Below are 26711 nucleotides of genomic sequence, written 5' to 3'. Positions count from 1 at the left end.
GGCGGCTGGTGGGACCGCGTGCCCGCCTGCGAGCAGGTGCCGCAGCATCACCGCCAGGTCGCACGCGACTACTGGATCGCGGTCAACGAGAACGCCGGGGTGATGGCCATCTACCGGGAGCATCGCGCCAGGAACCGGAGCGAAGACGACGGCAAGGACGTCGAAGGCGAAGGCCGCGGCGATCGCAAGGGCCAGACGAACGACAGGGACGACAGGGACGACGCCTGGTTCCTGCACGGCATCTATGCCTGAACGCCTGCCCCCTACGCCGAGCTGCGCTGCCTCAGCAACTTCAGCTTCCTGAAGGGCGCGAGCTGGCCCGAGGAGCTGGTCCAGCGAGCCAAGGAGCTCGGCTACGCCGCGCTCGCGATCACCGACGAATGCAGCATGGCCGGCATGGTGCGCGCGCACGTGGCCGCGAAGCAGCACGGCATGACGCTGCTGGTGGGGAGCCAGTTCCTCATCGAGCCGGCCTCGGACGACGAGGGGCCCTTCACGCTGGTCGTCCTGGCCTGCAGCATCAACGGCTACGGCAACCTGTGCCAGTTCATCTCGCGGCTGCGGCGCTCGTCCGAGAAGGGCACCTATCGCTGCACGCTCGCCGACATCGGCCCGCAGACGCTGGACGACTGCGTCGTGATCGCCTGTCCGGACCGGCATGCCACGCCGGCTCAATTGCTGACGATGGCGCGCTGGCTGCTGACACGCTTCACTGGCCGCTGCTGGCTGGGCATCGACCAGCCCCAGCATGCCGACGACGAGATCCGCCTGCTGCGCCTGCGCGAAGCCGGCGCTCTGACCGAGATCCCGCTGGTGGCCGTCGGCGACGCGACCATGCATGTGCGCAGCCGCAAGCCGCTGCAGGACGTGCTGACCGCCACGCGACTGGGCAAGCCGCTGACCGACTGCGGCCAGGCGCTGGACCGCAACGCCGAGCGGCACCTGCGCCACCGCAGCCGCCTCGCGCTCAGCTTCCCGGCCGACCTGCTCGCCGAGACGCTGCGCGTGGTCGAATGCTGCGACTTCAGCCTCGACGAGCTGCGCTACCACTACCCCTCGGAAGTCGTGCCCGACGGCCAGACGCCGGCCAGCCACCTGCGGCGGATCACCTACGAGGGCGCGGGCCGGCGCTGGCCGGGGGCGTGCCCGCCGCGGCCAGCGAGCAGATCGAACGCGAGCTCGCGCTGATCGAGGATCTGGGCTACGAGCACTACTTCCTGACGGTGGCCGACATCGTCCATTTCGCGCGCTCGCAGGGCATCCTGTGCCAGGGTCGCGGCAGCGCGGCGAACTCCATCGTCTGCTTCTGCACGCACGTGACCGAGGTCGACCCGGAGCGGATGCAGGTGCTGTTCGAGCGCTTCATCAGCAAGGAACGCAACGAGCCGCCGGACATCGACATCGACTTCGAGCACGAGCGCCGTGAGGAGGTCATCCAGTACCTCTATCGCAAATACACGCGCGAACGCGCGGCACTCGCGGCGGTGGTGATCTCGTACCGCGTGAAGAGCGCGCTGCGCGACGTGGGCAAGGCGCTGGGTTTCGAGCCCGAGGTGCTGGACACGCTGTGCAGCAACCATCAATGGTGGGACGGCCAGACGATCGATGCGGAGCGGCTGCGCGAGTCCGGGCTCGAGGCCGACGACCTCGCGGTGCGGCAACTGGTCAAGATCACCTCGGAGCTGCTCGGCTTCCCGAGACACCTGTCGCAGCACCCGGGCGGCTTCGTGCTGACGCACGGCCCGCTGACCCGCATGGTGCCGGTGGAGAACGCCTCGATGCCGGACCGCACCGTCATCGAATGGGACAAGGACGACCTCGACGCGGTGGGGCTGCTGAAGGTCGATGTGCTCGGGCTGGGCATGCTGACGGCGATCCGCAAGACGCTGGACTTCGTCGGCAAGCGCCAGCGCTATCCGTTCGAGCTGAAGGACATCCCGGACGGCGACGACGACACCTACCAGATGATCCAGCGCGCCGAGACCATCGGCGTGTTCCAGATCGAGAGCCGCGCACAGCGCAGCATGCTGCCGCGGCTGAAACCGAAGGAGTTCTACGACCTGGTCATCGAGGTGGCGATCGTGCGCCCAGGACCGATCCAGGGCGGCATGGTTCATCCCTATCTGCAGCGCCGTCAGGGCTTCGAGGAAGTCGTTTATCCCCAGGGGCTGGAGACGGTCCTGAAGCGCACGCTGGGCGTTCCGGTCTTCCAGGAGCAGGTGATGCAGATCGCGATGATCGCCGCCGGGTTCACGGGCGGGGAAGCGGACGATCTCCGGCGTTCGATGGCCGCGTGGAAGCGCAAGGGCAACCTGGAGAAGTATCGCCAGAAGCTGATCGACGGGATGACGGAACGGAACTATCCGGTGTCCTTCGCCGAGCAGATCTTCGAGCAGGTCAAGGGCTTCTCGGAATACGGCTTCCCGGAGTCGCACGCGGCCTCGTTCGCACTGTTGGTCTACACGAGCAGCTGGTTGAAATGCCATCACGCCGCCGAGTTCCTGGCGGGCCTGCTGAACGCGCAGCCGCTGGGCTTCTATTCGCCGAGCCAGCTGGTGCAGGAGGCCAGACGCAACGGCGTCGAAGTGCTCCCGCCCGACGTGATGCACAGCGACTGGGACTGCACGCTGGAGCGCGCGGATGGCCGCGTCATCCGGCCGACGCGACGCGGCGCGGCCGCCGACACGATCGATGCCTTGCCCCTGGACGAGGACGGGATCGTCGTAGAGGACGACGGCGATCCTTACCTCGACTCGGCGGAAGCCCTGGCGGCTGACGCCGCGCCGGTGAAGGTGCGGCTGGGATTGCGGCTGGTCAAGGGCTTGCAGCAGAGTTCGGCAGGACTGATCTGCCGGGAGCGTCGGAACGGTCCTTTCAACGATGCGGAGGATCTGGCGCGTCGTACCGGGTTGAACCAGCAGCAGATGACGATGCTGGCCTCCGGCGATGCGCTGACCAGCATCAGCGGCCACCGTCGCCAGCAGATGTGGGACGCGGCCGCGCAGCACGCGCCGCCGCCGCTGCTGGCCTCGGCGCCGGTGCAGGAGGACTTCCTCGCGCTGCCGCAGGCGCCGGAGGGCGAGGAGATCGTCTTCGACTACGCGTCGCTGGGCCTGACGCTGCGCCGCCATCCGCTGTCACTGCTGCGGCCGCTGCTGCGCGAGCAGCGCTGGATGTCGGCCGCAGAGCTGAGTGATCTGCCCGACGGCCGACCGGCGCGGGGCTGCGGGATCGTGACGGTCAAGCAGCAGCCGGCGACGGCCAAGGGCACGATCTTCATCTCGCTCGAGGACGAGACCGGCGACATCCAGGTCATCGTCCACCGCGCGCTGTGGCAGCGGCAACGCCACGTCATGCTGCATTCACGGCTGATGGCGGTGAAGGGCAAGTGGCAGCGCAGCGGCGACGTGCGCAACCTCATCGCCGGTCACCTGGAAGACCTGACCCCGATGCTGGGGCGCTTGAGGACGGAGAGTCGGGATTTTCATTGATCTCCCGCATGCCCCGGCCTCTGTGCCTCGATCGCGATTCGCTTCAATGCCCGGATCGCTTTCCTGTCGAAGGTCATGTGAACCCTTCCGCCAAGCACAACGCCCTCAAAAGCAATGACGCCATCTGCGAAATCGCCGCCTTCTTCGAGCACATTCACCCCTGCTTCCACCGCTCCCCAATCCACGCGGATGGCCCTGGCACTGAGCAGGGTCCTCATCGCCTCGGCGATATCAGCGGTGGCGTATCCATAGGAACTCCGCAAGACCCACGCGAATTCGCAAAGGCAGGACACGCCGATGGCGATCGCGTCGGCCGTTGCAAACAACTGCTGAACGGCCCGCGTTTGCGTCGCATCGTCCTCGATCACGAGGCGGACCAGCACATTGGTGTCCAACGACACCTTCACAGCTCACCTTCCCGGCCTTTCTCGATCGCTTCATTCATGTCGCCGATCGACACGTCGCCCTCGACCGTGCGCGGCTTGTGCGCAAGAAAACCGATGAAATCGCGGATGTCACCCGTACGGGCAGCCCGCATCACACAGCGGCCTCGGGGCAGCAGGTACACCTCGATCTGGCCGCCGGGTTTGACATCGAGGTACTCAAGCAAATCCCGGTCGATGGTGACTTTCCTGCGGCTGGAAACAGTCATCGGCGAAATGTCGTTCGAATCCTTCATCAAAGCGTTCTCCTGGCTGGAAAAAGAATCTCGGAGTCAGAAAGCCTAGTCCTCGAAGCGCCCTGAAAACCGTCTCTCCCCTGACTTCCGTCAATGGTGGGAGAGATCGCCGGACCTCCCCGGATGTAGGTCCCGTCCGACGATCACATGCGACCTTGTGGGGATGCCCCTGCCGCGCGGCTTGCGGAAAGATCGGTTCAACTGTCCTTCTGCCGACCTCGCCGCGGACCTCGCAGGTCATGCCGGAAAGGCGGCCACCAGACCATGAAGAAGATCGCCGCCCTTCCCGATGCGATGCCCGTGCCGGCACCGGTCATCTGCTCCCCGTCGTGGGCCCTGCTCGGCATCGAGCCCTTGCGGGCCGCGATGGAATACGCGAGCTGCCGGATGATGGACCGCAGCGGCCATCCGCCCGGCGACGGACATCCCGTCATCGTGTTCCCGGGCCTCGCGGCCGACGCTCAGTCGATCGCGCCGCTGGTCGGCTTCTGCCACGGACTCGGTTATGCGGCGCGCGACTGGGGCCGCGGCATCAACACCGGCCCGACCGGCGACATCGACCTGTGGCTGGACACGCTCGCCGCCGACATCGAGGCACTGGTCTCCGGACAGGCCGGACAGTCGCAACCGGTCTCGCTGGTCGGCTGGAGCCTCGGCGGCATCTACGCGCGGGAGATCGCCAAGCGCATCTCGCTGCCGGTGCGCCAGGTCATCACCATCGGCACGCCGATCACCGGCGAGGCCGCGCAGACCAACGTCAGCCTGATCTACCGCTGGGTCAACGGCGCGCTGCCGGTGCTCGACGGCGACTTCAAGTCGCGCCTGATCGCGGCCCCGCAGGTCCCGACGACCTCGATCTACAGCCGCAGCGACGGCGTCGTCGCGTGGCAGGCCTGCGTGCAGCCCGAGGACCATCCGATGATCGACAACGTCGAGGTCGACGGCAGCCACTGCGGCCTGGTCTGGAATCCCGCCGTGCTCAAGGTCGTCGCGGACCGGCTGTCCCACGCGCCCGGCACCTGGCGCCGCTACGGCGACACCATCGACGCCGCTCCTCCGGCGGTGAACTGAGCGCCACGTCCGCGCCGGAGGTTCGAGCAGAACGTTCGAGAACAGCGTTCAAGCAAAGAGGGAGCGGGGGCAGTGGTGCTGCCCCGCTCCCTCTTTGCGCTGTCCTTTTGCATCGCGCGCGGACCAGCGCCCGCGCGCCTGACGCTACCGGATCAGCGCGATCAGGATGATGATGGGAATGGGCACGCCCAGCATGTAGAGCAGGATCGATCGCATGTGAGGTCTCCTTGTCTTACTCGATGAGGTCGCGCTGGCGGCCGCCGAGGGTGGCCAGCAGGCTCGCGGTGAATGCGCCGATCAGCAGCGCGACGACCATCCACAACGCGGTCGTCAACGCCGTCTTGCGGGCGGCGTCAGCCGCTTCGCGCGCACGGGTCTCCAGCGCCTGCGCCTCGGCACGGGCACGCTGCAGCGTCTCGGTGACGCGCCGCTCGGCCTCCGCCTGCGTCAGGCCGGTCCGCTGGGCGACGAGTTGCGACGCCGCCCGCGTGTCCTCCGGCGACAGGGTGCCGCCGTCACGGATCGCGCGCACCAGCAGGCGGTTCAAGGACGCCGACGACTGCTCGTCCGCATGGACCATCGACGCATCCGGCCAGGCCCGCAGCGTCGCCGGGTTGGCCCCTGCAGGCGCGGCGGAGGTCGTCGCGGTGGTCGAAGGCGCAGTCGCCGCGGGACGCAGCAGCGTGTCCACGTAGTAGCCGAAGTCGCCGCTGCCGAGCGAGGTCCGGGCCGCCGTGCCGGAAGCACCGCTCTTCGCGCCGGCATCGTCGGCAGCCGCGCCGGCCGCCGCAGTGACCGCCGCGGCTCCGGTCGCTGCCGTTCCGGCCGCCACCACCGCGCCCTTCACGCCGATCCCGGCGATCGCGCCGACCGAAGCGGTCAGCACGGCGGCCGTGAACAAGGTCGCCACGGCCCACGACAGCAGGCCGTGCGCGGTATCGCGGAAATGGACCTCGTCGGCGTCGGTATCGCGCCATCGCACCCGCAGCCGGCCGGCGAGATAACCGCCGAGTCCGGATGCCGCCAACTGCGTGAACGCGAGCCACACGATGCCCGCCACGCCCAGGGTCGCGGCGCTCGCGCCATCGTTGGCCCAGGGCGACGCGGCGGCGAGTCCCAGCCCCACGCCGAGCAGCAACAGGATCAACGACAGCGCCGCCGCTGCGGCAGCGCCGGCCAGCACGGCCCCCCACGACACCGCGGACGTCGACGCGCGCGGCACGATCGCCCCGCCGACGCCGGTCTCGCCCGGATACCAGGCCTCATTCTTCGCCACCATGGCAGTCCCCTCGAGTTGTGATGGAGAGCTACAGGCAAGGCGCGGGCCCGACGTTTCGTTACTTGTCTCCGGCGCGTGAGGCCTGGTCCGTCGCCGCGATCGTCTTGACGTTTCCTTTGCACGTCCGACACCCGGGCGCGGCACGCCTCGCAACCTGCGTGCTTGACCTGCATGCGTAACCTGCACGCGTAACGCCCGTTACGCCAATGCCGTCACATCGCCGATCCGCGCGGCGCAGAATGCGCCTCCGATGACTCTTTCCCCCGCTTCCACCGCTCCTGTCGCGCCCACCGCCGACCTGCCGTCGCATCGCCTCCAACTGCTGCCGCAAGGCCTGCGCATCGACGGTTTGCCCGAGCTGCGCAGCCGCCTGCTGCCGCGCCTGATCGCTGCGCTGCTGCAGGCGCACGAGCAAGGGCTCGCCCGCGTCGACAGCCCCTGCTCGCGCGCCGAGCTGCGCGAGCGAATCGCCGGCATGGCCGAGCTGCACCGCACGCAGGTCTGGCGCGCGCTCGCGCTGCTGGACGACAGCCCGCTGGCCGCGCTGATCGAGGCCAGCGCCCGCAGCAGCGGCCCGTTCTGGCTCAACGCCGCGCTGCTGCCCGCCTGCCGCTTCGAGATCGACGGCGAACCCGCGACCGGCGAGGCGCTCGCGCGCTGGCTGGGCCAGCAGCGGCCGGTGCGCGCGCCGGCCGCCGCGCCATTGCTGCCGCTCGCCTACGCCGAAGCGCTCGCGCGTGCCGACTACCTGCTCGACCGCGGCGAGCTCTACCCCGCCCGCCTCGCGCTGCAGCAGGCCGCGCCGCACGTGCCGCCGGGCGACGACGCCGCGGCCGCCGCGCTCGGCCTGCGACGCGCCCGCATCGCGCGCCGGCTCGGCGACTGGGCGGCGTTGCAGGACGAACTGCGCGAACTCGGCCAGGCGCTCAACAACAGCCGCCTTCCGCGTCTGGAGCGCCGCCAGCTGCGCGCCCGCGTCGCGATCCTCGCGGCCTGGCACTGGTTCGGCAGCCTGGGGCAGGCGGCACCCGCCCTGGACAAGCTCGACGAGGTCGATCCCGACGTGCTCGCCGCCGACTCCACGCTGCGCTGCGACCACGGCAACCTGCGCGGCATCGTGCTGCGCGACCTCGCCATCGCCCGCGGCGATGCGGCGCTCGCGGCGCAGTCGCTGGCCAGCCTCGGGGACGCGTTGCGCAGCGCCTCGCTGGCCGGACTGCCCGACGCGCTCCAGGTCTGCGCCGCCAACCTCTCCAACGCGCTCGGCCGGCTCGTCGAGGCCGACCTGCTGCCCGCCGACGGTCCAGGCATCGAGGACGCACTGCGATGGCTGCTGCTCAGCGACGCGCTCTGCGCGCGCTGGCAACTCGGACGCAGCTCGCTGCTGAACACCATCTTCCTGTTGCGGCTCGCGGCGCTCGGACGCCTCGACTTCGCGGCGCTGCAGCGCCTGGCCACGGCGCAAGGACTGCCCCTGCCGGCGACGTCCTTCGGCGACCTCGCGGCGCAGCGCTGGGCCTCCTGCCGGGCGCGTCAATCGCAGATCCCCGCGGATCAGCGCTGTGCCTTCCTGCTCCTCTGGGCCCGGCATGCGCTCGATGAAGGTGATGCGTTCAGCGCCACCGACCTGGTGCGGCAGGCCAGGCTGCAGGCGCGCAAGCTGCGCGATGAAGAGGCGCGGCGGCGCTACCTCGATGAGGCCCAGGCGCTGATGCCGCAGTCGCGGCGGGCGTGAGACCGTCGAATACGGCGGGATGCCAAGCGCGGGCACTCCACGACGTGGGGGCATCGCGTCCGCGAACCCCCACATCATTCCGGCCCCGGCAGCACTCGCTGTGACCGGGCCTGGGCGGAACGGGCGTAACGACACTTCGACGACTTCCGGCGAGGGGACTTCGCACACTGGCGACATCCCTCATCGACCGGAGACCACCATGTCCTTTCCCCGACTGATGGCGAGCGCGCTGCTCGCCTGTCTCGCCCTCACCGCCTGTCGCGCGTCGATCGCGCAGACCACGCCCGCCAGCGAGCGCGAGCGCTGGGAAACCCGCCCCGAGCTGCAGCGCCACTTCGATGCACTCGGCACGAAGGGCACGATCGCCGTGCTCGACACCCGCGCGCATCGCTGGATCGCGTCGGACAGCGTCCGCGCCTTCGAGGGCTTCCTGCCGGCGTCGACCTTCAAGATCCCGATGTCGCTGATCGCGCTGGAGACCGGCGCCGCCGTCGACGAGACACAGCCGTTCAAGTGGGACGGCACGAAGCGCCGCATCGAGGACTGGAACCGCGACCAGACATTGGGCTCGGCCTACCAGGTCTCGGCCGTGTGGGTGTTCCAGTCGCTGGCGCGGCAGATCGGCCAGCCGACGGTGCAGCAGTTCGTGCGCGACTTCCGTTACGGCAACGCCATCGCCGGCCCGGTCGGCGACCGCTTCTGGCTGGACGGCGACCTGCGCATCTCCGCCGTCGGCCAGATCGAGTTCCTGCGTCGCGTGCACGACCGCGCGCTGCCGCTGTCCGACCGCACCTACGACATCGCGCGCACGGTGATGCTGCGCGACCAGGGTCCCGGCTGGCGCCTCTACGCCAAGACCGGCTGGGCGGACAACGCCAACCCCGGTCTCGGCTGGTTCGTCGGCTGGGCGGAACAGGACCGCGATGCGCGCCCTGTCTACTTCGCCCTCAACATGGACATGAAGGATCCGGCCTTCTCACAGAAGCGCGTGGAGATCGTCCACCAGGTGCTGCGCAGTCTGGGTGCCTTGGAGACCGAGAGCCCCGACCGCAAGCCATGAATCGCCGCGCCACGCGTTCCCTCAGGCGGGCGATGTGGCGGATACTTCCGGATCCGTCATAGATCCTGGATTGGACGCCCCGATGAAGTTCCCTTCCCTCGCCCGTCTGGCTGTTGTTCCTGCCCTGCTGCTGACTGCCGGTCTGGCGCAGGCCCAGGTGGTCGTCGCCGACGCCTGGGTGCGTGCGACGGTGCCGCAGCAGAAGGCCACCGGTGCTTTCATGCAGATCAAGTCGCCGACGGAGGTGAAGCTGATCTCGGTCAGCACGCCGGTGGCCGGCGTGGCCGAAGTGCACGAGATGGCGATGGACGGCGACGTGATGCGCATGCGCCCGGTGGCTGCGCTGGCGGTGCCCGCCGGCAAGCCGGTGGAGCTGAAGCCGGGCGGTTATCACGTGATGCTGATGGACCTGAAGGGGCCGCTGAAGACCGGCGACGCCGTGCCGCTGACGCTGGTGTTCGAAGGCGCGGACAAGTCCCGTTCGACCGTCACGGTCCAGGCGCCGGCAAGGACTGGCCCCGTGGCCTCGCCCGATGCCAAGGACCCGCACGCGGGCCACGGCGACCACAAGCATTGAACGGCGCCTGTTGAACGGCGGCGCCTCCCGGCCCGTCAGCGCCTGAGCCCCTCCGCCAGGTGATCCACCAGCGCCTTCAGCCGTTGCGGCAGGAAGCGCTGGCTGGGCATCAGCGCGTGCAGCGGCATCGGCCGCCCGATCCAGTCCGGCAGCACCTCGACCAGCGCCCCGCTGGCGAGGCTGTCGCGGATGTCCAGACAACTCTTGTAGGTCATCCCCCGCCCTTCGAGAGCCCACTGGTGGGCGATGCCCCCGTCGTCCGCCGTGCGGCGCCCCTGCACCGTCACGTCCACCGGCGCCGTCTGCATCGCGTCGCGTCGCCAGAAGCGCCACTCGCGCTCGAGACGGTCGCCGATCTTGAAGCGGATGCAGTCGTGCTGCGCGAGTTCCGCGGGATGGGACGGCCGGCCGTGACGTGCCAGATAGTCCGGTGACGCCACCAGCAACCGGCGCCCGTCATGCAGCTTGCGCGCCACCAGCCGCGAATCCGCCAGCTCGCCATACCGCAAGGCCAGGTCGACCTCATCGCGCACGACGTCCTGCAACGCGTCGCCGACATTGAGCTGCAGCTCGATCCCGGGATGCCGGTCGAGGAAATCATCCAGCAGCGGCAGCACGATGCGCCGGGTCAGGTCGCTCGACGCGCTGACGCGGATGCGCCCACGCAGCGCCGTCGCGCCGCGTCCCTTGGCGGCCGCGTCGTCACCGCCCTCGGTGACCAGCGCCAGGCCTTCGTCCAGCAGCTCCAGCGCGCGTTGGGCGTAGTCCCGCAGCCGCTCGCCCGCCGCCGTCAGGCGCAGCGCCCGGGTGCTGCGCTCGGCGAGCCGCACGCCCAGACGAGCCTCCAGCTTCTTCAGCATCGCGCTGGCCGCCGCGGGGGTGATGCCCATCTCCCGCGACGCCGCCGTCAGGCTGCCGCCGCGCGCGCATTCGATCAGCAGGCGCAGCTCGGCGGTGTTCTCGATGTCCATGGCGGCTCCTCCTCCGGGGATTTTCAATCCGACGTTGAAACTGATAGCGATTCAGCGGTCTTCATTGATTCTGCCGGAAGGTCCACCATTCGTTTCCGCAGCATCCCGCTTCTCCCTTTTCCCTTCCCCCTTCCTTTCCTCCCTTTCGTCGAACCCAAGGAGTCCCGCCATGAAAGCCGTCGGCTACTTCAAGTCCCTGCCCATCACCGAGGCCGAGTCGCTGATCGACCTCGAACTGCCCACGCCCGCCCCCGGTCCGAAGGACCTGCTGGTCGAGGTCACCGCGATCGCCGTCAATCCGGTCGACACCAAGGTCCGCGTGCGCCGCGCCAGCGCCGACGGCACGACGCCCGTGATCCTCGGCTGGGATGCCGTCGGCACGGTCCGCGCGGTCGGGCCGGAGGTGACCGGCTTCGCCGTCGGCGACCGCGTCTGGTATGCCGGCGACATCACCCGGCCGGGCAGCAACGCGCAGTTCCAATGCGTCGACCATCGCATCGCGGCCAAGGCGCCGACCTCGCTCAGCGACGCCGAAGCCGCCGCGCTGCCGTTGACGGCGATCACCGCTTGGGAGCTGCTGTTCGACCGCCTGCAGGTGCAGCAGCAGCCGGAGCGGCCGGTCAGCCTGCTGGTCACCGGCGCGGCCGGCGGCGTGGGCTCCATCCTGGTCCAGTTGGCGCGCCGTCACGCGCACCTGACGGTCATCGGCACCAGCTCCGAGCCTGACGGCGAGGGCGGCAAGTGGCTGCATGCGCTGGGGGCCCACCACGTGATCAACCACCGTGAACCGATCGCCCCGCAGATCGCCGCGCTGCAGAAGGCCGGTGTCCCGCCGCTGCGTTACGTGACCAGCCTCACCCACACGCCGCAGCATTTCCAGGGCTTCGTCGAGGCGCTGGAGCCACAGGGCAAGCTGGCGATGATCGACGACTTCGGTCCCGCCGACCTCGACGTGATGGCGCTGAAGGGCAAGTCGCTGTCGCTGCACTGGGAGCTGATGTTCACGCGCAGCATGCACGCGACGCACGACATCGCCGCCCAGGGCCGCCTGCTGGCCGAGGTCGCCGCGCTGGTCGACGCGGGGACGATCCGCACGACGCTGGCCGATGTCGTCGGTCCGATCTCCGCCGACACCCTCAAGCGGGCCCACGCCTTGCAGGAGAGTCAGCGCCAACGTGGGAAGCTCGTGCTGCAGGGCTGGCCCGCCTGAGCTCCGTGCGCTGTACGGCACGCGTTGCGCGTTTGCCGCACTTTCCGTCACAACTGTGACGTCTTACCGCCCCGGCCCGCCGGGGCGTTTTCATTCGTGGGGTCTCCCGGGAAAACCTCCAGTGCGCGCGCCCTCCGCGCAGGCGATACCTCGGCCTCGGACGCCACAACGCAGTTCCGGCGACAAAGTCAACGGCCGACCCCGGCCACGAAGAACAAGAGGGATCGTCATGAACATCCGCCAGGTCCTGGCCATCGTCCTGCCAGCCGCCCTGCTGTGCGCCGCCGCGCCGACCACCGCCGCCACCATCGGCGTCATCCTGCCGGGCAGCTATCCGAGCACCACGCAGGCCGAGGAACTCCAGCTCGGCATGACGCTCGCACTCAAGACCTGGCCCGGCGACGCGGCCCCCAAGCTGATCGTCAAGGACAGCGGCTGCGACGCCCGCAAGGCGCTCGCCATCTCCCAGGAATTCATCGCGGCCAAGGTCGACGTCGTGCTGGGCAACTGGTGCGAGATCAATGCCGGCGCCGACGCGCTGCGGGTCGCGGGCATCCCCTTCATCTCCAGCAACGCGGAACGGATGAAGGACCAGGACCTGCAGCTGCAGCTGGGCCGCATCGAGCTCAATGCCGGCGAGAAGATCGCCGCCGACCTGCGCCGCCAGACCGGGCTGCGGATCAGCGCGCGGACCGCGTGCTGGATGGACTTCGACGCCGCGCTGTCGGAGCGTGTCGACGCCGTGTTGTGCCCGGTGCTGACGATCGACCGCGGCCGCTGGGACCAGGTGGCCAACACCTATGGGGCCGCGTTCCGCAAGCCCTTCACGGCCTCGGCCGCGCGCGGCTACGCAGCGATGGAAGTGGCGCTGAACTACCTGCGCCGCGCCAAGGGCATGAAGCCCGCCGCGGCGCTGAAGGAGACACTGTCGATGGCGACGCTGCTCGGCCCGGTGCCCGCGGTGGACGCGCCCGCGCCGGGGACGGCGCTGCAGCTGGTCTTCCGCCACGACCTGCCCAAGCTCAATCCGCAGCAGGCACAGACGCTGGACAAGCTGGTCAAGACCAAGGGCTGCGGCTGCCCGGGCGGCACGCTGCGCAACGGCTGCCCGCGCGATTCGGGCCCGTGGGGCGAACTGCCCTTCGTCGTGCGCGGCGGCGGCACGCCGCCGGCCTGCGCGAAACCGATCGGGGTGCTGGAGCTCTGATCGCCCGCCGCTCACCGCGTGCCGCCATCGCGGCACGCCGGGATCAGCGCAACAGCATCGAGGCCAGACGCAGCGCGATCTCGATCAGCGTGGGCGGTGAGCCGTCGCCCCCGCTGGACCATCCCGACGACGCCCAGCCGCGTCCGCCGTCCCGGCGTTCCTCGCGGCGCTGGTTCTCCGCGTCGTAGCGCTTTTCGTACTTGCCCTTCCAGAACAGGCCGTGCTTGCCGCCGGCCGGGTCGCGCTGCTCGAAGTTGTAGGACGCCAGCCGCTCGCGGCGTTCGCGTTCCATCTGCGCATCGGCTTCGTGTCCATCGTGCTCGAGGGCGTCGAGCAGCGGTCCCAGGTCGTCCATCGACGGCGCCACCACCGTGTGGTGGCAACGCCCGCAGCGCGTCTCGCGCGTGGGGTCCATGGGCGCGCCGCAGCCGCGGCAGGCCCAGCCGACCGGCTTGCCGCCGTTGGGCATCAGCAGCGGTTCCGACGGCGAGCGCCGGCGCAGCGCGTTCGCGAGTCGCGGCATGTCCACCATCAGCAGCGGACTCTTGCACCACGCGCAGTCCTCGCTCTTGCCGTCCGCCGGACCACCGCAGTTCAGGCAGGACAGCTGGCGCTTCTCGGCCTGCAGCGCGTAGCGCTCGCCCGGCAGCAGCGGACGGACCAGGCCACGCTCGGCCAGCATGCCGGCCTGGCTGTGCAGATGGCCGCCGCAGTGGCCACACTCCAGCACCGGGAAGCGGCCGAAGCGGGTGAGGTTGCGGACCTCCTTCAAGGCCTTCGCGCACAGCGGGCAGGCGCGCGTGGGCTGGTGCGGCCGGTCGCTCTGGCGCAGGCGGTTCAGGTCGCGCAGCAGCTGGATCCAGGCGGCCGTCGACAGTTGCACCGACTCGCGCGCATCGAACCAGACCAGGCCGCAGGGTCCGCAATGATCGATGTCGACCGTCGCCGGCGCGTGGTGGCCCGGCAGGGTCACGTGGCGCATGGGCGCGCGGCATTGCGGGCAGTCGATGAGCGCCCCCTGCGCAATGGCAGGTCGCGGCCCATCGCCAGCGGCGGCAGGGCCGGCGGCGCCTCGGGCACGGTGTCGGGAAAATCGGTCGGCGAGGACATGCCCGATATTCTGGCCTCTGCGCCGTTCGCCCCGATGGGGGGTTGCGAGACAGGTCGAAGTCAGCGTGCAGCAGGACACGCCGCCTATAGTCCGGTTTTCGGCAAGCGGCGGGCGTTGGCCCCCGCCCCGCGACGACAAGGAACGCCCATGGTCAAGAAGCAACAGAAGACGGCCACGCCCAAGCCGGCGCAAGGCCGCCGCGGGAACGCCGCGCCCGCCTCGCCCCCGGCGGCGGACACGCCGTTCGCGGAGCAGGTCAGGACCTCGGCACAGCAGATCTGGTCGGCCGGCCTGGCCGCGTTCGCCAAGGCGCAGGACCAGGGTGGCGCGGCCGTCGGCAAGGCCGAGGCGCGCCTCGACAGCGCCGCGCACCGCATGAGCGACCTGGCCGGAGAGGTCGGCGCCCGTGCGGGCCAGCACTGGGACAAGCTGGAGTCGATCTTCGAGGACCGCGTGGCGCGCGCGCTCGCGCGCCTGGGCATGCCGGCGGCGGACGAGGTCGCGCAGTTGAAGGCACGTGTCGACGCCCTGTCCGCAGAGGTGGCGATGCTGCGCGCCGCGCGGCCCGGTGCCGCGTCGGAAATGCCGGCCGCGAAAGCGCCGACGATGAAGAAGCCCGCAGCGAAGCCGCCGGCGGCAAAGAAGACGACCGCAACAAGCGCGACGAAAACACCCGTGAAGGCGCCCTCAAAGAAACCCGCGGCCAAGGCCCCCGCGAAGTCCGTGGCGAAGTCCACCAAGACGGCCAAGACCGGCCGGGGCGGCAAGCGCACCACCTGACCCTCCGCCGCCGCCGGGCGGCGTGCACTCCGTCACGAAACGTATCGCCATCCCCATCGCCCAGGGGGATGGCACCGGTGAGGCGGTCTCGAACAATTCGACACAAGCGCAGACGCTCCTGCGCACCCCTTGTCGAACTCCCGAGTCCGCCCCATGAAGCGCCTGATCACTGCCCTCCTCTTCGCTGCCCCGCTGTTCGCCCTGGCGGCGCCGGTGAACCTGGTCGCCAACGGCAGCTTCGAGACGCCCGCCGTCGGCCCCGGCACCTGGACCATCGTCAACAGCGCGGCCGGCTGGACCGTCGGCCCGAACGGCCTGGAGATCCGCAACAACGTCGCGGGCAGCGCCTTCGCCGGCAGCAACTTCGCCGAGCTGGACACCAGCGCCAACAGCTGGATCAGCCAGGCGCTGAACACCATCGCCGGCCAGACCTACTCGCTGAGCTTCGCCTACGCCAACCGCCCGGACAACCTGGGCGCCGCCAGCAACGGCCTGGCCTGGAGCATCGGCGGCCTGAGCGGCACCGTCGGCGACAACACCGACACGTCCTGGGCCACCTTCTCGACGACCTTCATCGGCACGGGCAGCCCGATGACGCTGCGCTTCGCCGCGGTCGGCCGCAGCGACGGCTACGGCACCTCGCTGGACAACATCGTCGTCAACACCCTCGGTGCCGGCGGCAACGCCGCCGCCGTGCCGGAACCGGAAAGCCTGGCGCTGATGCTGGCCGGCCTGGGCGCGATGGGCATCGTCCTGCGCCGCCGCAAGACCGCCGGCAAGACCTGACCCCGGACACCACGCATTCGAGTCCTCGACGACTCGTTGGGAGCGCCGTGGGTAGAGACCGCGGACGCGCAAGAAGAAAAGGGCACCCCTCGCGGGGGGCCCTTTTTCCGTTGGTGCCGCCAGGTCGGTGACGGGGCGGCCCGGCGGTGATCAGCCGAGGTAGCGCGACTCGAGGTGACGGCGGAAGTGCGCCGGGTTGAGCGCCTCGCCGCTGGCGCGCCGCACCAGCTCGGGCGTCTCCCAGCGGCTGCCCTGCGTCCACACGCGCGTCTTCAGCCAGTCGAAGACCGGCGCGAGCTCGCCGCGCGCGATCTCCTCGTCCAGCGCCGGACGTTCGCGGCGCATCGTCGCGAACCACTGCGCCGCGTACATCGCGCCCAGCGTGTAGCAGGGGAAGTAGCCGAACAGACCGCAGCCCCAGTGCACGTCCTGCATGCAGCCGTCCTTGTAGTTGCCGCACGTGTCCAGGCCCAGCAGTTCCTGCATCTTGGCGTCCCACAGCGCGGGGATGTCTTCGACCTCGATCTCGCCCTCGATCAGCGGGCGTTCGATCTCGTAGCGGAGGATCACGTGCGCCGGGTAGGTCACCTCGTCGGCATCGACGCGGATGTGGCCCGGCGCGACGCGCGTCATCAGCTTGTGCAGGTTGTCGGCGGCGAAGCCGCGCTGCCGGCCGAGGTGCCGCTCCACCAGCGGCTGCAGCAGGCCGGCGAAGCCGGGATGCGAGGCCAGCTGCATCTCGAAGGACAGGCTCTGGCTCTCGTGCAGGCCCATCGAACGCGCGCCGGCCACCGGCAGCCCCAGCCACTCGCGCGGCAGGTTCTGCTCGTAGCGGCCGTGGCCGGTCTCGTGGATGGTGCCGGTCAGGCTCTGCAGGAAACTGTCGTCGCGGTAGCGCGTCGTCATCCGCACGTCCTCCGGCACGCCGCCGCAGAACGGATGGGCGCTCTCGTCCAGACGGCCCGCCTCGAAATCGAAGCCCAGCAGCTTCATCGCGTCCAGGCCCAGCGCGCGCTGCGACGCGGCGGGGAACGGTCCCTGCGGATGGATCATCTGCTCGTCGGCCTGACGCGCCATCACCTGCCGGATCAGCCCGGGCAGCCACTGGCGCAGGTCGCCGAAGACCCGGTCGATGTCGGCCGAGCGCATGCCGGGTTCGTACTGGTCGAGCAGCGCGTCGTAGCGGCTCAGGCCTGAGTCGTCGGACAGGCACTGCGCCTCTTCCCGCGCGTAGCGGACGACCGGGCGCAGGTTCTCGACATACCCGGTCCAGTCGTTGGCGGCGCGCTGATGCCGCCACTCATGCTCGCAATGCGAGTTGGCCAGCGAGCGCGCTTCCACCAGCTGCTGCGGCACCGCGTTGGCCGAGCGCCACACGCGGCGCATCTCGCGCAGCGAGGCGCGCTGGAAGTCGTCGAGCGGCTCCTGCGCCGCGTCGTCGAGCAACTGGCGCAGCGCCGGGTCGGTGCCCAGCTGATGCAGCAGCCCGCCCATCTCGGCGAGCGCTTCCGCGCGCGCCTGCGCGCCGCGGGTCGGCATGAAGGCGGACTGGTCCCACGACGCGATCGACTGCAGGTGGGACAGACGGTGGATGCGCTGGTGGCGCTGGCACAGGGCCTCGTAGGCCGGGGTGCTGGGGGTGCTCATGACGGGGTCTCCTCTCGAGTCTTCGAATTGTGCCGAGAAACGCCCCACAACCCGTGGCCGACGCGGGTCCGATTTGGGATGCACCGCTAGGCGCAGACCGGAGCCATAGCCCAGCTATGGCGAGGATCTGCAACGACGCGGGGCGCCCAAAGCGGAGCCGCGTCGGCCGCGGGTTACTCGAATATCGCAATGCCGATGGCGGTCATGAGCAGGTAGCGGAGGAACTTCCCCACCGCCATGTAGGCCACGCAAGGCCAGAACGGCAGCCGCAGCCAGCCGGCCAGGGCGCATAGCGGATCGCCGACGATGGGCAGCCAGCTCAGCAGGCAGGTCTTCGCGCCGAAGCGTCGCAGCCATCCGAGCACGCGCTGGTCGCGCGGTGTGTGGTGCACGGCGGCCTCGTAGGCGCGTTCCGCGCCGTAGCCCATCCACCAGGTGATCGCGCCGCCGATCGTGTTGCCTGCGGTGGCCACGAGGATCGCGGGCCAGAACAGCTCCGGCTTCGCATGCACCAGCAGGAGCACGACCGGCTCCGATCCCATCGGCAGCAGCGTCGCCGAAATCAGCGCGACGACGAACACCGCGCCCAAGCCCACCTGCGGGAGAGATAGGGTCTCCAGCATCAGGTGAATCATCTGTTGCAGCCAAGCTTCCATGCGTGGGATTATCTGAAGACCATGTCCTTGCGCCGCCTCGCCGTTTCGTCGTTCACGTTGATCGGCTTGGCCGTCGCCGGTCCGATGGGGATCGGCCCGGCACCGTTCCACAGTGTCGCGCTCGCGCAGACCGCGGCGCCGCCTTCAGCGCAGGCAAGCGCGGCGCCCGGTGCTTCGGCCGCCGCGCCGACGCCGCCGGGTCCGATCGCCGGGTGTCCGATGCTGGTCGCCTCCGGCAACCCGCAGTACCCGCCTTACCTCTGGCGCGATCCGGCGGACGAGCAGAAGCTGCTCGGCGCCAACGCCGACCTGATGCAGTGGCTGGCGGCGGAGATCGGCATCCCGATCGAGACCCGCTACGTCGGTCCGTGGGGCCGTGTGCAGGAGGAGATGCGCGCGGGGCGCATCGACCTGATCGCGGGCGCCTTCTTCACGCTCCCGCGCACCGAGTACATGGACTACTTCCATCCCGCGTTCCGCGAGACGCGCAGCGTCATCTGGACGCGGACCGCGGCGCCGGTGGCCTACAAGCGCTGGAGCGACCTGGCACCCAAGCAGGGCGTGACGGTGATCAACAACAGCTTCGGCGTGGAGTTCGACAACTACGCGCGCCAGTCGCTGAAGATCAGCCAGGTCGCCAGCATCGAGCAGGCGATCCTGATGCTGCAGCGTGGCCGTGCCGACTACCTGATCTACGAGGACACGCCGGCCGAGGCCTACGCCGCGCGCAACGGCGGCCCTTCGATCCAGCCGCTGATGCCGGCGATCGCACGCGAGGGCCTGTACCTGACGCTGGCCCACCGCTCCCGCTGCAACACCCCGGAGCTGAGGGGCCGCATTGCCCGCGCGGTCTACAAGCTGTCGCAGGACCGCGTGATGAACCGCTTCGTCGACCAGGGCTTCGTCCTCTGGCGCAAGCAGCCCTCCCTTTAGAACGCCCTGCCCCGCAGTCCTCGTTCGGAGCCCACGGGACCCGGGCGCCCCCGACGACTTTTGGAGCCTGCGACAAGTATGAGGAGGGGCGCCCGGGTTCCCGTGGGCGATCGGAGGCCCATGCGATCGAGGGTGCCAACGGCGGTATACTTCTGCCTCTTTTTTGTGCAACCGCCTCACTGTTCCCGATGTCCACGCCGCTGCCCGGCTCCCTCGTGCTGGGTCCCTACGTCCTGCCGAACCGTCTGTTCGTCGCCCCCATGGCGGGTGTGACCGACCGGCCCTTCCGCGTGCTGTGCAAGAAGCTCGGCGCGGGGTATGCGGTGAGCGAGATGGTGACCTCGCGCAAGGACCTGTGGAACAGTTTGAAGACCTCGCGCCGCGCGAACCATGAGGGCGAGTCCGCGCCGATCTCCGTGCAGATCGCCGGGACCGATGCGCAGATGATGGCCGAGGCCGCCGCGTACAACGTGGACCGCGGCGCGCAGATCATCGACATCAACATGGGCTGCCCGGCCAAGAAGGTCTGCAACAAGTGGGCCGGTTCGGCGCTGATGCAGGACGAGGCGCTGGCGCTGGAGATCGTCGAGGCGGTGGTCGCCGCGTGCGCGCCACGCGGCGTGCCGGTGACGCTCAAGATGCGCACCGGCTGGTGCCAGGCGGAGAAGAACGCGGTGGCGCTGGCGCGCGCCGCCGAGTCCGCCGGGATCGCGATGGTCACCGTGCACGGCCGCACGCGCGAACAGGGCTACAGCGGCCGCGCCGAGTACGACACCATCGCCGCGGTGAAGGCCGCGTTGCGCATCCCCGTGGTCGCCAACGGCGACATCGACACGCCGCAGAAGGCGCGCGAGGTGCTGGCCGCGACCGGCGCGGACGCGATCATGATCGGCCGCGCGGCGCAGGGCCGGCCATGGATCTTCGCGGAGATCGCGCACTTCCTGGCCACCGGCGAGGAGTTGCCCGCGCCGCGCATCGCCGACGCCAAGGGCTGGCTGATCGAGCACCTGCACGACCACTACGCGCTGTACGGCGAACTCACCGGCATGCGCAGCGCGCGCAAGCACATCGGCTGGGCCGTGCGGGCGCTGCCCGGCGGCGAGGACTTCCGCCGACGCATGAATACCCTCGAGAGCTGCGACGGCCAGGTCCGCGCGCTGACGGACTGGCTGGACGCGCTGGCGGACGAGCATGACCGCCTGCCCTACCTGCCGGCCGCCGACGGCCCCCTCGACGACGCAGACACCGACGCAGCCGCCGCCGCGAACGACGAACACCAAGACCAAGAAAGAAGGCTCACGGCATGACGCCCAAACCGATCGACTCCTGCATCCGCGAAAACCTGGAGGTCTACTTCAGAGACCTCGGCGGCGAAGTGCCGCATTCGATGCACGAGATGCTGATCCGCCTCGTCGAGAAGCCGCTGCTGGAAGTGGTGATGCAGCACAGCGACGGCAACCAGAGCAAGGCCGCCGAATGGCTGGGCATCAACAGAAATACGCTGCGCCGGAAACTCGTCGAACACAAGCTGATCTGAGCGCCCGCGCCGAACCGAATCCCCATTAGAGAGCTCCCATGGCACAACTCACCGCCCTGATCTCGGTCTCCGACAAGACCGGCATCGTCGATTTCGCCAAGGCGCTGCACGCGCTGGACGTGCGCCTGCTGTCCACCGGCGGCACCGCCAAGCTGCTGGCCGACGCCGGCCTGCCGGTGACCGAAGTGGCCCAGCACACCGGCTTCCCGGAGATGCTGGACGGCCGCGTCAAGACGCTGCATCCGAAGATCCACGGCGGCCTGCTGGCCCGCCGCGACCTGCCCGAGCACGTCGCCGCGATCGAGCAGCACGGCATCGCCACGATCGACATCCTGGCGGTCAACCTCTACCCGTTCGAATCCACCGTCGCCAAGCCCGGCTGCACGCTGGAAGACGCGATCGAGAACATCGACATCGGCGGTCCGGCGATGGTCCGCAGCGCGGCCAAGAACTGGAAGGACGTGACGGTGCTGACCGACGCGTCGCAGTACGCGGTGGTGCTGGAGGAACTGAAGGCCCACGGCAAGACCAGCGACAAGACGCGCTTCGCCGCGTCGGTGGCCGCGTTCAACCGCATCGCCCAGTACGACGCCGCGATCAGCAACTACCTGAGCGCGCGCCTGGAAGACGGCTCGCTGGCCGAGTACCCGGCGCAGATGAACAGCAGCTTCATCAAGGTCCAGGACCTGCGCTACGGCGAGAACTCGCACCAGACCGCCGCGCTCTACCGCGACCTGCATCCGGCGCCCGGTTCGCTGGTGACCGGCAAGCAGCTGCAGGGCAAGGAGCTCAGCTACAACAACATCGCCGACGCGGACGCCGCGTGGGAATGCGTGAAGAGCTTCGAGGCCCCCGCCTGCGTGATCATCAAGCACGCCAACCCCTGCGGCGTGGCCGTGGCGGCGAACGCCGCCGACGCCTACGCGAAGGCCTTCAAGACCGACCCCACCAGCGCCTTCGGCGGCATCATCGCCTTCAACCGCGAGGTCGACCGCGCCGCCGCGGAGCTGGTGTCCAAGCAGTTCGTCGAGGTGCTGATGGCCCCGTCGTTCAGCGCCGAGGCCCGCGAGGTCTTCAAGGGCAAGGTCAACGTGCGCCTGCTCGAGATCGCGCTGCCGCCGGGCGGCGCGCGTCCGTGGGACCAGGGCCGCAACGCGCAGGACGTCAAGCGTGTCGGTTCGGGCCTGCTGGTGCAGACGGCCGACAACCACTTCCTGACCAAGGCCGACCTGAAGGTCGTCACCACGCTGCAGCCGACCGCGCAGCAACTGGACGACCTGATGTTCGCGTGGACCGTGGCCCAGTACGTGAAGAGCAACGCCATCGTGTTCTGCGGCGGCGGCATGACGCTGGGCGTCGGCGCGGGCCAGATGAGCCGCATCGACTCGGCGCGCATCGCCTCGATCAAGGCGGAGAACGCCGGCCTGACGCTGACCGGCTCGGCGGTGGCGAGCGACGCCTTCTTCCCGTTCCGCGACGGCCTGGACGTGCTGGCTGATGCCGGCGCCTCCTGCGTCATTCAGCCGGGCGGCTCCATGCGCGACGAGGAAGTCATCGCCGCGGCCAACGAGCGCGGCATCGCCATGGTGCTCACGGGCGTGCGCCACTTCCGTCATTGATCGTCCCCACGATCCGTTGCGCCGTCGCGCGCGGTGATCGAGCCCGGCCCCGTGCCGGGCTTTTCTTTTCGTGCCGCCGCAGGCGGATCTTTGCCGGCCATGGCCGTGAAGCCCATATCAAAGCAAGATCCTCTTTTCGCACAAACGACCCCTCCAGAGGGGGAATGACAGCCAGCTCCTGTACAGAAGGCGTCGTTGCGCGACAACGGAATTCGTACTTTTTTACAAGAGCGTGACGAGTGTCATGGGGGCACGGGGGCAGGCGTTGATACCTTCTGCCCGCCGCACTGCCAAGGTGCGGTTTCACTCATCAAGAGAAGTATTCAAATGATCAAGATTTCTGTCGTTGTCGCCGCCGCCCTGCTGGCCGCCGGCGCCGCGCAAGCCCAATCGCAAGCCACCAACGCCGTCTACGGTGAACTGGGCTACACCTTCGTCAAGGTCAAGGACGATTTCTTCAACGTGTCGTTCAAGCCGGGCGCCATCCGTGGCATCGTCGGCTGGGACCTGCACCCCAACGTCGCCATCGAAGGCATGCTGGCCGGCGGCGTGTCCGATGACACCACGCAAGGCGTGAAGGCCAAGATCTCCCGCAGCTACGGCCTCTACGTGGTGCCGAAGTACTCGATCACCCCTGAATTCGAAGTGTTCGGCCGCCTGGGCTACGCCGACTCCAAGATCAAGCTCTCGTCGAGCATCGGCTCGGGCTCGGGCAGCGACAGCAGCTTCTCGTGGGGCCTGGGCGCCAAGTACAACTTCAACAAGCAGTTCTACGGCGCCGTCGACTACATGTCCTACTTCGACAAGGACTCGACCACGGTCACCGGCGCGACGCTGAGCGTCGGCTACCGCTTCTGATCGATCGCTCCCGATCGATGCGGGGCGCTCCGGCGTCCCGCTCAGAAAGCCCGGCCCTGGCCGGGCTTTTTCATGGGCGGACGGCGACGCGCGCCTAGGCGCGTCTCCCTAGTCCAGGGTCCCTGCGCTTGGCCCGTGGCACGAATGGGCATAGCCTTGGTCTCCACAAGAGCAACAACGGAGACCCCCATGGACCAAGCCCTGCATGAGCGCCTGCACCTGGTGCTGGAGCAGCAGCGCGCCGCGTTCGACCGCGAACGGATGCCGACGTACGCGCAGCGCAAGGACCGTCTGGCGCGGCTGCTGCGCATGACCGCGGAGCACGCGGAGGCGCTTGCCGACGCCATGTCCCGCGACTTCGGCCACCGCTCGCGTCACGAGAGCCTGCTGGCCGATCTCTTCACGGTCCAGTCCGGCGCCCGGCACGCCCTGCGGCACCTGAAGCGCTGGATGGCCGTCAAGCGCGCACCGACCGCCCTGCACTTCCTGCCCGCCGGCAACCGGCTGATGCCGCAGCCGCTCGGCGTGGTCGGCATCGTCGCGCCGTGGAACTATCCGTACTACCTCGCGATGGCGCCCGCGCTGGCGGCGCTGGCCGCCGGCAATCGCGTGATGATCAAGCCGTCCGAGCTGACGCCGGCCACGTCGGACCTGATGGCCCGGCTCGTCGCCCAGCACTTCGCGCCCGACGAGATGACCGTGGTCACCGGCGACGCCGAGGTCGGCAAGGTCTTCACGCAACTGCCGTTCGATCATCTGTTCTTCACCGGCTCGACGCCGGTGGGCCGGCTGGTCGCCCAGGCCGCCGCGCAACACCTGACCCCGGTGACGCTGGAACTCGGCGGGAAGTCCCCGGCGATCGTCGACCGGAGCGCCGACCTCGCCCGCACCGCCGAAAGCATCGCCTTCGGCAAGCTGCTCAACGCCGGTCAGACCTGCGTCGCGCCGGACTACGTGCTCGCGCCGCAGGAACTGGTGCAGCCGCTGACCGAGGCGATCATCGTCGCCGTGCGCCGGCTGTATCCGCGCATCGAAGGCAATCCGGACTACACCGCCATCGTCAGTCCGCGCCATCACGCGCGCCTGCGAGGCCTGCTCGACGACGCGCGCGCCCGCGGCGCGACGCTGCGCCCGACGCACGACGACGCGCCCGGGGACCGCCGTCTCGTCCCGACCCTGGTGCTCGACACCTCGCCGGAGATGGCCGTGATGCGCGAGGAGATCTTCGGCCCGCTGCTGCCCATCGTGCCGTACGGTCATCCGTCCGAGGCGATCGCGCGCGTGAACGCCGGTGACCGGCCGCTGGCGCTGTACTGGTTCGGCGAAGACCGGACCGCGCGCGACGACGTGCTGGCCCGCACGCATGCGGGCGGCGTCACGGTCAACGACTGCATCTGGCACCTCGGCCAGGAGGAGCAGCCTTTCGGCGGTGTCGGCGCCAGCGGCATGGGCTCGTACCACGGCGTCTGGGGCTTCAATACCTTCAGCAAACTCAAGCCGGTGTTTTTGCAGTCGCGCTTCGCCGGCACGAAGCTGTTCCATCCGCCGTACGGCGCGACCTTCGATCGTCTGCTCGGCCTGCTGAAGAAGATCGCATGAGCCCCGCGAACGGATTCGATGCCGACATCGTGGTCGTCGGCGGCGGCTCCGCGGGCGCGGTGCTGGCGAGCCGGCTCAGCGAGGACCCGACCTGCCGCGTGCTGCTGCTCGAGGCCGGCGGGCGCGGCGACGGCTGGGTCACGACGACGCCCTTCGCCGGCGCGCTGCAGGTCGCCGCCAAGATCAACAACTGGGGCTTCGAGACCGAGCCGCAGCCCGGCCTGAACGGCCGCCGCGGCTACCAGCCGCGCGGCAAGGCGCTGGGCGGCTCTTCGGCGATCAACGCGATGGTCTACACGCGTGGTCATCGGAGCGACTACGACGCCTGGGCCGCGGCAGGCAACCTCGGCTGGGGCTACGACGACCTGCTGCCCTTCTTCATCAAGGCAGAGCGCAACGAGCGCCTGGGCGCGCCCTGGCACGGAACGGACGGCCCGCTGCGCGTCGGCGACCTGCGCACCGACTCGCCGATCCACGCCGCCTGGCGGGCGGCGGCGCGCGAGTCGGGCCATGCGATCCTCGACGATTTCAACGGCGCGGACATGGAAGGTCTCGGCGTCTACCAAGTCACGCAGCACCAGGGCGAGCGCTGGAGCGTCGCGCGCGGTTATCTGGAGCCGCACCTCGGTCGACGCGACAACCTGCGCGTGGAGACCGGTGTGCGGGCCTTGTCGCTGGTGCTGGAGGGGCGACGTGCCGTCGGCATCGAGGTCTTGCAAGGCGGTCACCGCCGCGCGCTGCGGGCAGCGCGCGAACTCATCGTCTGCGCCGGCGCGCTGCAGTCGCCTCAGTTGCTCATGCTGTCGGGCATCGGGGACGGCGCACAGTTGCAGTCGCAGGGCATTCCGGTCCGGCACCACCTGCCGGGCGTCGGCCGCAACCTCCACGACCATCCGGACTTCGTCTTCGGCTACGAGTCGGATTGCCTCGATCTCGCGGGCGTCTCCGCGCGCGGAAGCGCCCGTTTCCTCGGACAGGTGCAGCGCTATCGGCGCGAACGACGTGGGCTCGTCACCAGCAACTTCGCCGAATGCGGCGGTTTCCTCTCGACGCGTCCGGATCTGCCGGCGCCGAACGTGCAGCTACATCTGGTCGTCGCGCTCGTCGAGGACCACGCGCGCAAGCTCCGGCTGGGTCACGGCCTGTCATGCCACGTGTGCCTGCTGCGGCCGCGCAGCCGCGGCACGCTGACGCTCGCCAATGCCGATCCGCTGAGCGCGCCGCGCATCGATCCCGGCTTCCTGCAGGATCCTGAGGACGTGCGCGAACTCATCGAAGGCTACCAGCTGACGCGCGACCTGATGCGCGCGCCCGCGATGAAGGCGTTCTGGCGCAAGGAGCTCTGGAGCGCCGGCGTCGACGCAGACGCCGACATCGAGGCGCTGCTGCGTCGCCGCGTCGACACGGTGTATCACCCGGTCGGCACCTGCCGCATGGGCAAGGACGAGCACGCCGTCGTCGACGACCGCCTGCGTGTGCACGGCATCGAGGGACTGCGGGTGGTGGACGCGTCCGTCATGCCGAGCGTCGTCAGCGGCAACACGAATGCGCCGGTGGTGGCGATCGCGGAGAAGGCGGCCACACTGATCCGCGCGCAATGAAAAACGCCCCGCACGGAGCGGAGCGTCGATCGATGATCCGAGAGGTCGGGGGCTCAGATCACCGCTGAATTGAGCGTGAACTGGAGCGACTGCGTGCCGCCGTAGTTGCCCGCCGCGTCGACCTGCTGCACCTGCAGATCCTTGAGACCGTCGGCGCCGAACACCGAGCTCGCGATTTCAGCGCCCGATCCCCAGGTCCAGTGCTGGCCGGCATCGGTGCTGTAACGCCAATAGGCCCCACTCTCCAAACCAGAAACTTTCACCGTGCCATCGGCGGTGATCCGGTCCGAGCTGCTCGCACCCG

General features: G+C 69.5%; 25 protein-coding genes and 1 pseudogene. 17 read left to right on the top strand and 9 right to left on the bottom strand.

Going from position 1 to position 26711, the window contains the following annotated elements:
• Positions 1-18: 18 nt before the first annotated feature.
• A complete protein-coding gene (locus ACQ859_RS08775; protein WP_431265459.1) occupies positions 19-252 on the top strand; it encodes a hypothetical protein in 234 nt (77 codons plus the stop codon).
• A gap of 21 nt (positions 253-273) precedes the next feature.
• A pseudogene (locus ACQ859_RS08770) lies at positions 274-3491 on the top strand (error-prone DNA polymerase).
• Here ACQ859_RS08770 and ACQ859_RS08765 read toward each other — a convergent pair.
• Together ACQ859_RS08765 and ACQ859_RS08760 are read right to left on the bottom strand one after the other, a co-directional pair.
• A complete protein-coding gene (locus tag ACQ859_RS08765) occupies positions 3485-3886 on the bottom strand; it encodes a type II toxin-antitoxin system VapC family toxin (protein WP_431265458.1) in 402 nt (133 codons plus the stop codon). The pseudogene ACQ859_RS08770 and the gene ACQ859_RS08765 sit on opposite strands and share 7 nt — an antisense overlap.
• Positions 3887-3894: 8 nt before the next feature.
• Positions 3895-4170 carry an AbrB/MazE/SpoVT family DNA-binding domain-containing protein gene (locus ACQ859_RS08760; RefSeq protein WP_431258892.1) on the bottom strand — a complete coding sequence of 92 codons (276 nt, stop codon included), beginning with the start codon at positions 4168-4170 and terminating at the stop codon, positions 3895-3897.
• A gap of 264 nt (positions 4171-4434) precedes the next feature.
• On the opposite strand from ACQ859_RS08760, the gene ACQ859_RS08755 reads away from it, so the two are divergent.
• Complete coding sequence (locus tag ACQ859_RS08755; RefSeq protein ID WP_431265457.1) at positions 4435-5241, top strand: esterase/lipase family protein; 807 nt, start codon at positions 4435-4437, stop codon at positions 5239-5241.
• Between the two features lie 232 nt (positions 5242-5473).
• Here the strand turns inward: ACQ859_RS08755 and ACQ859_RS08750 are convergent, their stop codons facing one another.
• A complete protein-coding gene (locus ACQ859_RS08750) occupies positions 5474-6520 on the bottom strand; it encodes a hypothetical protein (protein ID WP_431265456.1) in 1047 nt (348 codons plus the stop codon).
• A 250-nt stretch (positions 6521-6770) separates the two neighbouring features.
• On the opposite strand from ACQ859_RS08750, the gene ACQ859_RS08745 reads away from it, so the two are divergent.
• From ACQ859_RS08745 to ACQ859_RS08735, 3 genes are all read left to right on the top strand, one after another.
• Positions 6771-8255 (top strand): hypothetical protein, encoded by a 1485-nt coding sequence (locus ACQ859_RS08745; protein ID WP_431265455.1) that lies wholly within the window; start codon positions 6771-6773, stop codon positions 8253-8255.
• A 199-nt stretch (positions 8256-8454) separates the two neighbouring features.
• Positions 8455-9315 (top strand): class D beta-lactamase, encoded by an 861-nt coding sequence (blaOXA, locus tag ACQ859_RS08740; RefSeq protein ID WP_431265454.1) that lies wholly within the window; start codon positions 8455-8457, stop codon positions 9313-9315.
• Between the two features lie 82 nt (positions 9316-9397).
• Positions 9398-9892 carry a copper chaperone PCu(A)C gene (locus ACQ859_RS08735; RefSeq protein WP_431265453.1) on the top strand — a complete coding sequence of 165 codons (495 nt, stop codon included), beginning with the start codon at positions 9398-9400 and terminating at the stop codon, positions 9890-9892.
• Between the two features lie 35 nt (positions 9893-9927).
• On the opposite strand, the gene ACQ859_RS08730 is transcribed toward ACQ859_RS08735, so the two are convergent.
• Positions 9928-10863 (bottom strand): LysR substrate-binding domain-containing protein, encoded by a 936-nt coding sequence (locus ACQ859_RS08730; protein ID WP_431265452.1) that lies wholly within the window; start codon positions 10861-10863, stop codon positions 9928-9930.
• Positions 10864-11032: 169 nt separating this feature from the next.
• Here ACQ859_RS08730 and ACQ859_RS08725 point away from each other — a divergent pair, with 169 nt between their 5' ends.
• Together ACQ859_RS08725 and ACQ859_RS08720 are read left to right on the top strand one after the other, a co-directional pair.
• A complete protein-coding gene (locus tag ACQ859_RS08725; protein ID WP_431265451.1) occupies positions 11033-12073 on the top strand; it encodes a zinc-binding alcohol dehydrogenase family protein in 1041 nt (346 codons plus the stop codon).
• Between the two features lie 229 nt (positions 12074-12302).
• Entirely contained in the window at positions 12303-13280 is a 978-nt protein-coding gene (locus ACQ859_RS08720; RefSeq protein WP_431265450.1) for a hypothetical protein, read from the top strand.
• A gap of 43 nt (positions 13281-13323) precedes the next feature.
• Here ACQ859_RS08720 and ACQ859_RS08715 read toward each other — a convergent pair whose 3' ends face one another.
• Together ACQ859_RS08715 and ACQ859_RS08710 are read right to left on the bottom strand one after the other, a co-directional pair.
• Complete coding sequence (locus ACQ859_RS08715; protein WP_431265449.1) at positions 13324-14262, bottom strand: hypothetical protein; 939 nt, start codon at positions 14260-14262, stop codon at positions 13324-13326.
• Entirely contained in the window at positions 14250-14390 is a 141-nt protein-coding gene (locus tag ACQ859_RS08710) for a hypothetical protein (protein ID WP_431265448.1), read from the bottom strand. The genes ACQ859_RS08715 and ACQ859_RS08710 overlap by 13 nt, the downstream gene beginning before the upstream one ends.
• 148 nt (positions 14391-14538) lie before the next feature.
• On the opposite strand from ACQ859_RS08710, the gene ACQ859_RS08705 reads away from it, so the two are divergent.
• Together ACQ859_RS08705 and ACQ859_RS08700 are read left to right on the top strand one after the other, a co-directional pair.
• A complete protein-coding gene (locus tag ACQ859_RS08705) occupies positions 14539-15171 on the top strand; it encodes a phasin family protein (protein WP_431265447.1) in 633 nt (210 codons plus the stop codon).
• Positions 15172-15324: 153 nt separating this feature from the next.
• Positions 15325-15957 carry a PEP-CTERM sorting domain-containing protein gene (locus tag ACQ859_RS08700; protein ID WP_431265446.1) on the top strand — a complete coding sequence of 211 codons (633 nt, stop codon included), beginning with the start codon at positions 15325-15327 and terminating at the stop codon, positions 15955-15957.
• A 150-nt stretch (positions 15958-16107) separates the two neighbouring features.
• On the opposite strand, the gene ACQ859_RS08695 is transcribed toward ACQ859_RS08700, so the two are convergent.
• Both ACQ859_RS08695 and ACQ859_RS08690 read right to left on the bottom strand, forming a co-directional pair.
• Positions 16108-17604 (bottom strand): carboxypeptidase M32, encoded by a 1497-nt coding sequence (locus ACQ859_RS08695; RefSeq protein WP_431265445.1) that lies wholly within the window; start codon positions 17602-17604, stop codon positions 16108-16110.
• Positions 17605-17777: 173 nt separating this feature from the next.
• The gene (locus ACQ859_RS08690; RefSeq protein WP_431265444.1) at positions 17778-18260 is read right to left on the bottom strand and encodes a YqaA family protein; all 483 of its coding nucleotides are present in this window, start codon (positions 18258-18260) and stop codon (positions 17778-17780) included.
• A gap of 21 nt (positions 18261-18281) precedes the next feature.
• Between ACQ859_RS08690 and ACQ859_RS08685 the strand changes: the two genes are divergently transcribed.
• From ACQ859_RS08685 to ACQ859_RS08655, 7 genes are all read left to right on the top strand, one after another.
• Positions 18282-19193: a substrate-binding periplasmic protein gene (locus ACQ859_RS08685; protein WP_431265443.1), complete on the top strand. Its 912-nt coding sequence runs from the start codon at positions 18282-18284 to the stop codon at positions 19191-19193.
• A gap of 188 nt (positions 19194-19381) precedes the next feature.
• Complete coding sequence (dusB, locus tag ACQ859_RS08680; RefSeq protein ID WP_431265442.1) at positions 19382-20500, top strand: tRNA dihydrouridine synthase DusB; 1119 nt, start codon at positions 19382-19384, stop codon at positions 20498-20500.
• Positions 20497-20730, top strand: a complete 234-nt coding sequence (locus ACQ859_RS08675) for a helix-turn-helix domain-containing protein (protein ID WP_088406111.1) — start codon at positions 20497-20499, stop codon at positions 20728-20730. Before dusB ends, ACQ859_RS08675 begins: the two co-directional genes overlap by 4 nt.
• Before the next feature lie 38 nt (positions 20731-20768).
• Entirely contained in the window at positions 20769-22349 is a 1581-nt protein-coding gene (gene purH / locus ACQ859_RS08670) for a bifunctional phosphoribosylaminoimidazolecarboxamide formyltransferase/IMP cyclohydrolase (protein ID WP_431265441.1), read from the top strand.
• Between the two features lie 327 nt (positions 22350-22676).
• Positions 22677-23207 carry an outer membrane beta-barrel protein gene (locus ACQ859_RS08665; protein ID WP_431265440.1) on the top strand — a complete coding sequence of 177 codons (531 nt, stop codon included), beginning with the start codon at positions 22677-22679 and terminating at the stop codon, positions 23205-23207.
• A 189-nt stretch (positions 23208-23396) separates the two neighbouring features.
• Positions 23397-24806 (top strand): coniferyl aldehyde dehydrogenase, encoded by a 1410-nt coding sequence (locus ACQ859_RS08660; RefSeq protein WP_431265439.1) that lies wholly within the window; start codon positions 23397-23399, stop codon positions 24804-24806.
• On the top strand, positions 24803-26407 hold the full coding sequence (locus tag ACQ859_RS08655; RefSeq protein WP_431265438.1) for a GMC family oxidoreductase: 1605 nt from the start codon (positions 24803-24805) through the stop codon (positions 26405-26407). Before ACQ859_RS08660 ends, ACQ859_RS08655 begins: the two co-directional genes overlap by 4 nt.
• 53 nt (positions 26408-26460) lie before the next feature.
• On the opposite strand, the gene ACQ859_RS08650 is transcribed toward ACQ859_RS08655, so the two are convergent.
• Complete coding sequence (locus ACQ859_RS08650) at positions 26461-26670, bottom strand: hypothetical protein (protein WP_431265437.1); 210 nt, start codon at positions 26668-26670, stop codon at positions 26461-26463.
• Between the last annotated feature and the right edge of the window lie 41 nt (positions 26671-26711).

It is taken from the genome of Roseateles chitinivorans (genome assembly GCF_050632235.1).
GTDB classification, from domain to species: domain Bacteria; phylum Pseudomonadota; class Gammaproteobacteria; order Burkholderiales; family Burkholderiaceae_C; genus Roseateles; species Roseateles chitinivorans_A.
The sequence above is the reverse complement of the archived record's forward strand: the minus strand, read 5'-3'. Positions and strand labels throughout refer to the sequence as shown.